This window comes from Anabaena sp. CS-542/02, assembly GCF_028331085.1.
GTDB classification, from domain to species: domain Bacteria; phylum Cyanobacteriota; class Cyanobacteriia; order Cyanobacteriales; family Nostocaceae; genus Anabaenopsis; species Anabaenopsis arnoldii.
The window spans coordinates 1-3,210 of sequence record NZ_JAQMTM010000050.1; the positions used below are offsets into that span (position 1 = coordinate 1).

Below are 3,210 nucleotides of genomic sequence, written 5' to 3' on the forward strand. Positions count from 1 at the left end.
CGGTAGTCTTTCTTGTAAATCTTAACTTGAGAAATATCGCGTCTGGCTAGGGCGTGCAAGTCTACACCAGGGATAACCGCTCCCATGCTCCCGTTGAAGTAGAAAGTAAAGTCTAGCTTTGTCTAGGTTTTATATAGCAGCTATATCTATTTCACCCGGAGTCCGATAAAGTTAAATATATGCACAATATGCACAGAAACTGTAATTTTAACTCAATACCATGCCTTTAATCAAAGTCCAAACTTCTGTATCTATGCCTCACAAAGCAGATGTTGAAAGCATGCTGAAAAACTTATCTAGCAAGTTAGCACAACATTTAGGCAAATCTGAATCTTACGTGATGACCTCCTTTGAGTCAGGTATTCCTATGACCTTTGCAGGGACTACAGACCCGGCTTGCTATATTGAAATTAAAAGCATAGGAACTATGAAACATCAGCAAACTCAAGCCATGACTCATGAGTTTTGCCAAAAGATTCACCATTATTTAGGTGTCCCAGAAAATCGGATTTATATAGAATTTGTCGATGTTAAGGCTACAATGTGGGGTTGGAACAACTCAACTTTTGGTTAGTTAAGATGCTACCCTGCGAGTTCTGCTTCAGCAGGGTGTACCCACCAGACTAGTTGATATTTTCAACCTGATGTAGGATTGCAGCGAATTTCTAGCATAAACCCGTCGGGATCATAAAAGTATACACCTTTACCTGTAGGACGAGTCACAGGGCCATGGGCGATCGCAATGTGATTTTCTCTGAGGACTGTGACAGCTGACTCAAATAATCGCGGATCTATGTCAAAGGCGAGATGGTATGCTCTGGTAAAGGTTTTTTCTGGATTGGGATCCGGTGGTGATAATTCCGGTGTCCAGAATAAATCTAAAATTGTCCCATCGGGGGTGACAAAGTTAGCGACTTTTCCTGTATTCACCAGTTCTACTAAGGTGGCTGGTACTTCCTCCCCTGTGAGTTCATGCAAACCTAAAATGGTACCGTAAAAGTACCGAGAAGCTTGCATATCCTTGACATTGAGGGCAATATGGTGGATAGAACGGAGATTCCCGCCTATGAGGGTGGGCTTGGCCGTAGTGCTAGGTTGCATACTAGAAACTGCTCCTGTTGGTTATAGTTATCGCCGATACTCGTCGCCACAGTCGCCAATTAATTGATATAAATCCCGTGACTGGCTGCAAATAGAATTAATGCGATCGCTTTCCTGTGTATCTAGGGTAAAACTAAATATTTTTCCATTCTCTTCTATGTGTTCAGATATACCTAATCTTGCGCCAATGATCACACCTCCTACAGATGGCTGATCTAAAATATAACGTGTGGCTACGTTAGAAATACTGACATTATGAGCCTGAGCAATTTGCTTGAGTGTAGATAGCAGCTCTTGAAATAACTGCCAATTACCCCAAGCATCTACCATATTTTTATACTTTCTTAAGCTAACTGTAGCTAATTCACTTCCTCGCGGTTCTGATTTACCCAAATATTTCTCTGATAACAAACCACCGCACAGAGAACCGTAAGTAAAGAGTTTGATATCATGGTCTTGACAAAACCGGACCATATTCACTAGGGGGCGGCGGTCAACTACAGAAAATTGTACTTGATTAGAAACTATTTTAATCCCTGCATCGACAATAATTTTCAGGTGTTCCGTATCAAAGTTAGTTAAGGCTAAATGCTTAATCTTACCCTCAGTTTGCAGTTCTGCCATATACTTAAGGGCATCTAGATAATTTGTATCTCGATATTCCCACCAATGAAACTGCATTAGGTCTAAAGATCCTACATCCATCCTTTTGAGGGAGATGTTGATATTTTCCTCTACGAGCTTTTTGGTCATTTTTCCCGGACGAGGTACCCATTTAGTGAAGGCTTGGATCTGAGCTAAAGCCTGTTCACCACGGGTTTTAATCACTTGACGGCGAAACTCACCAATAAAATCTTCCGCCGGGCCATAATGGTCTGCTAAATCCCAGGTGGTAAAACCTGCATCCACGTATTGAAACATGGTGTCTATTGCGGTTTTGGGGTTAATGCGTCCGTGTCCGCCGGAAACTTGCCACATCCCATTTAAAATGCGACAAATATTTAGGTCGGGGGTGAATTGCAGTCGGCTTTGTGGTGGTAATAGCATATTTTTAATCTTTGATTTTTATACAAACTGGAGATATCAGTTGTGGGTGTTTAACGCCAACCGGTTTCGGCTTGTTGGAGTACATAGTACGCTACTGCTTGTATTTCCTCTGGGGTGAGGAGGTCTTGGTAGGCTGACATATTATTTTTGCCGTTGGTGACTATAGATGTGACTGCTTCTATGGTGTTCATACCATATTTTTCTAGGGCGGGCTTTTTCAAGTTTTTTCCCCGTCGGATAATGTTACCGCCGTTGATATGACATCCGGCACAATGAATACTAAAAATTTCTGCACCATGATTGATGTCTGCTGCCATGGCTGGCAGGGTAAAATTATTTATTAACAGGAATATTGTGGTTATTGACAATATCAACAGTCTGTGCACAAAATTACTCCGAATACTGAATACTGATGTGGCTATCAATATCATAGGGGAGCTTGTCAACCTACGCTAATGAGCAGGTAAGATACCCGCTCACAAAAGGTGTCTTGTTTGTCAAAGTCTTCTCTGAGGCGTTCTTGCACGCTACTATTTAGGTATTGATAAACTGCGATCGCTCGCTTCATTTCTCGGTAGGTTATAGAAGGCTTCAGTTTAAATTTCTTTAAGGGTATTATAACAGGGCGATTTCCGTGAGCAATTCGATTTTTTGTTGCAAATTGTGAAGTAAGTCGATAGTTATTTGATAGGCGATACTTTTTCCCTGATTTTGAAAGTATTCCGATGCTTTTTTCAGGTCGGCGATCGCACTTTGATTATATCCTAAATGATATCGAGCCATGCCCCGATTTAGGTAAGCTGGGGCATAGCCAGGCTCAAGTTTGATAACTTGGGAAAAATTGTGGATGGCACCCAGGTGATCGCCATTTCTGCCCTCAGCACAACCCCGATTAAAGTAAGCTCTATGATCATTGGTGTTGAGCAAGTCCTAAGTTGACAATTTCATAGACAAAACTATACTTGTATTGACAAGAATCCATATATTTTTAGTAAAAAATCAACTACTTGATATATAATAGAGTGATATAAAGTATTGAATTGAGACTACTGCCGACGCGAA

At 41.2% G+C, this 3,210-nt stretch carries 6 protein-coding genes; 1 reads left to right on the plus strand and 5 read right to left on the minus strand.

The genetic code is table 11. The features are described from left to right. The first annotated feature begins 220 nt into the window (after positions 1–220). On the plus strand, positions 221–574 hold the full coding sequence (locus tag PN447_RS05340; protein ID WP_271761414.1) for a phenylpyruvate tautomerase MIF-related protein: 354 nt from the start codon (positions 221–223) through the stop codon (positions 572–574). A gap of 62 nt (positions 575–636) precedes the next feature. On the opposite strand, the gene PN447_RS05345 is transcribed toward PN447_RS05340, so the two are convergent. Genes PN447_RS05345 through PN447_RS05365 form a run of 5 tightly spaced genes read right to left on the minus strand, consistent with a single transcriptional unit; the run spans position 637 to position 3,075 of the window. Then, complete coding sequence (locus PN447_RS05345) at positions 637–1,101, minus strand: VOC family protein (RefSeq protein WP_271761416.1); 465 nt, start codon at positions 1,099–1,101, stop codon at positions 637–639. A gap of 27 nt (positions 1,102–1,128) precedes the next feature. Then, a complete protein-coding gene (locus PN447_RS05350; protein ID WP_271761418.1) occupies positions 1,129–2,148 on the minus strand; it encodes an aldo/keto reductase in 1,020 nt (339 codons plus the stop codon). Between the two features lie 50 nt (positions 2,149–2,198). Then, complete coding sequence (gene petJ / locus PN447_RS05355; RefSeq protein WP_271761420.1) at positions 2,199–2,534, minus strand: cytochrome c6 PetJ; 336 nt, start codon at positions 2,532–2,534, stop codon at positions 2,199–2,201. Between the two features lie 56 nt (positions 2,535–2,590). Next, positions 2,591–2,716, minus strand: a complete 126-nt coding sequence (locus PN447_RS05360; RefSeq protein WP_271761423.1) for a hypothetical protein — start codon at positions 2,714–2,716, stop codon at positions 2,591–2,593. Positions 2,717–2,763: 47 nt separating this feature from the next. Next, complete coding sequence (locus PN447_RS05365) at positions 2,764–3,075, minus strand: tetratricopeptide repeat protein (protein WP_271761425.1); 312 nt, start codon at positions 3,073–3,075, stop codon at positions 2,764–2,766. Positions 3,076–3,210 lie beyond the last annotated feature (135 nt).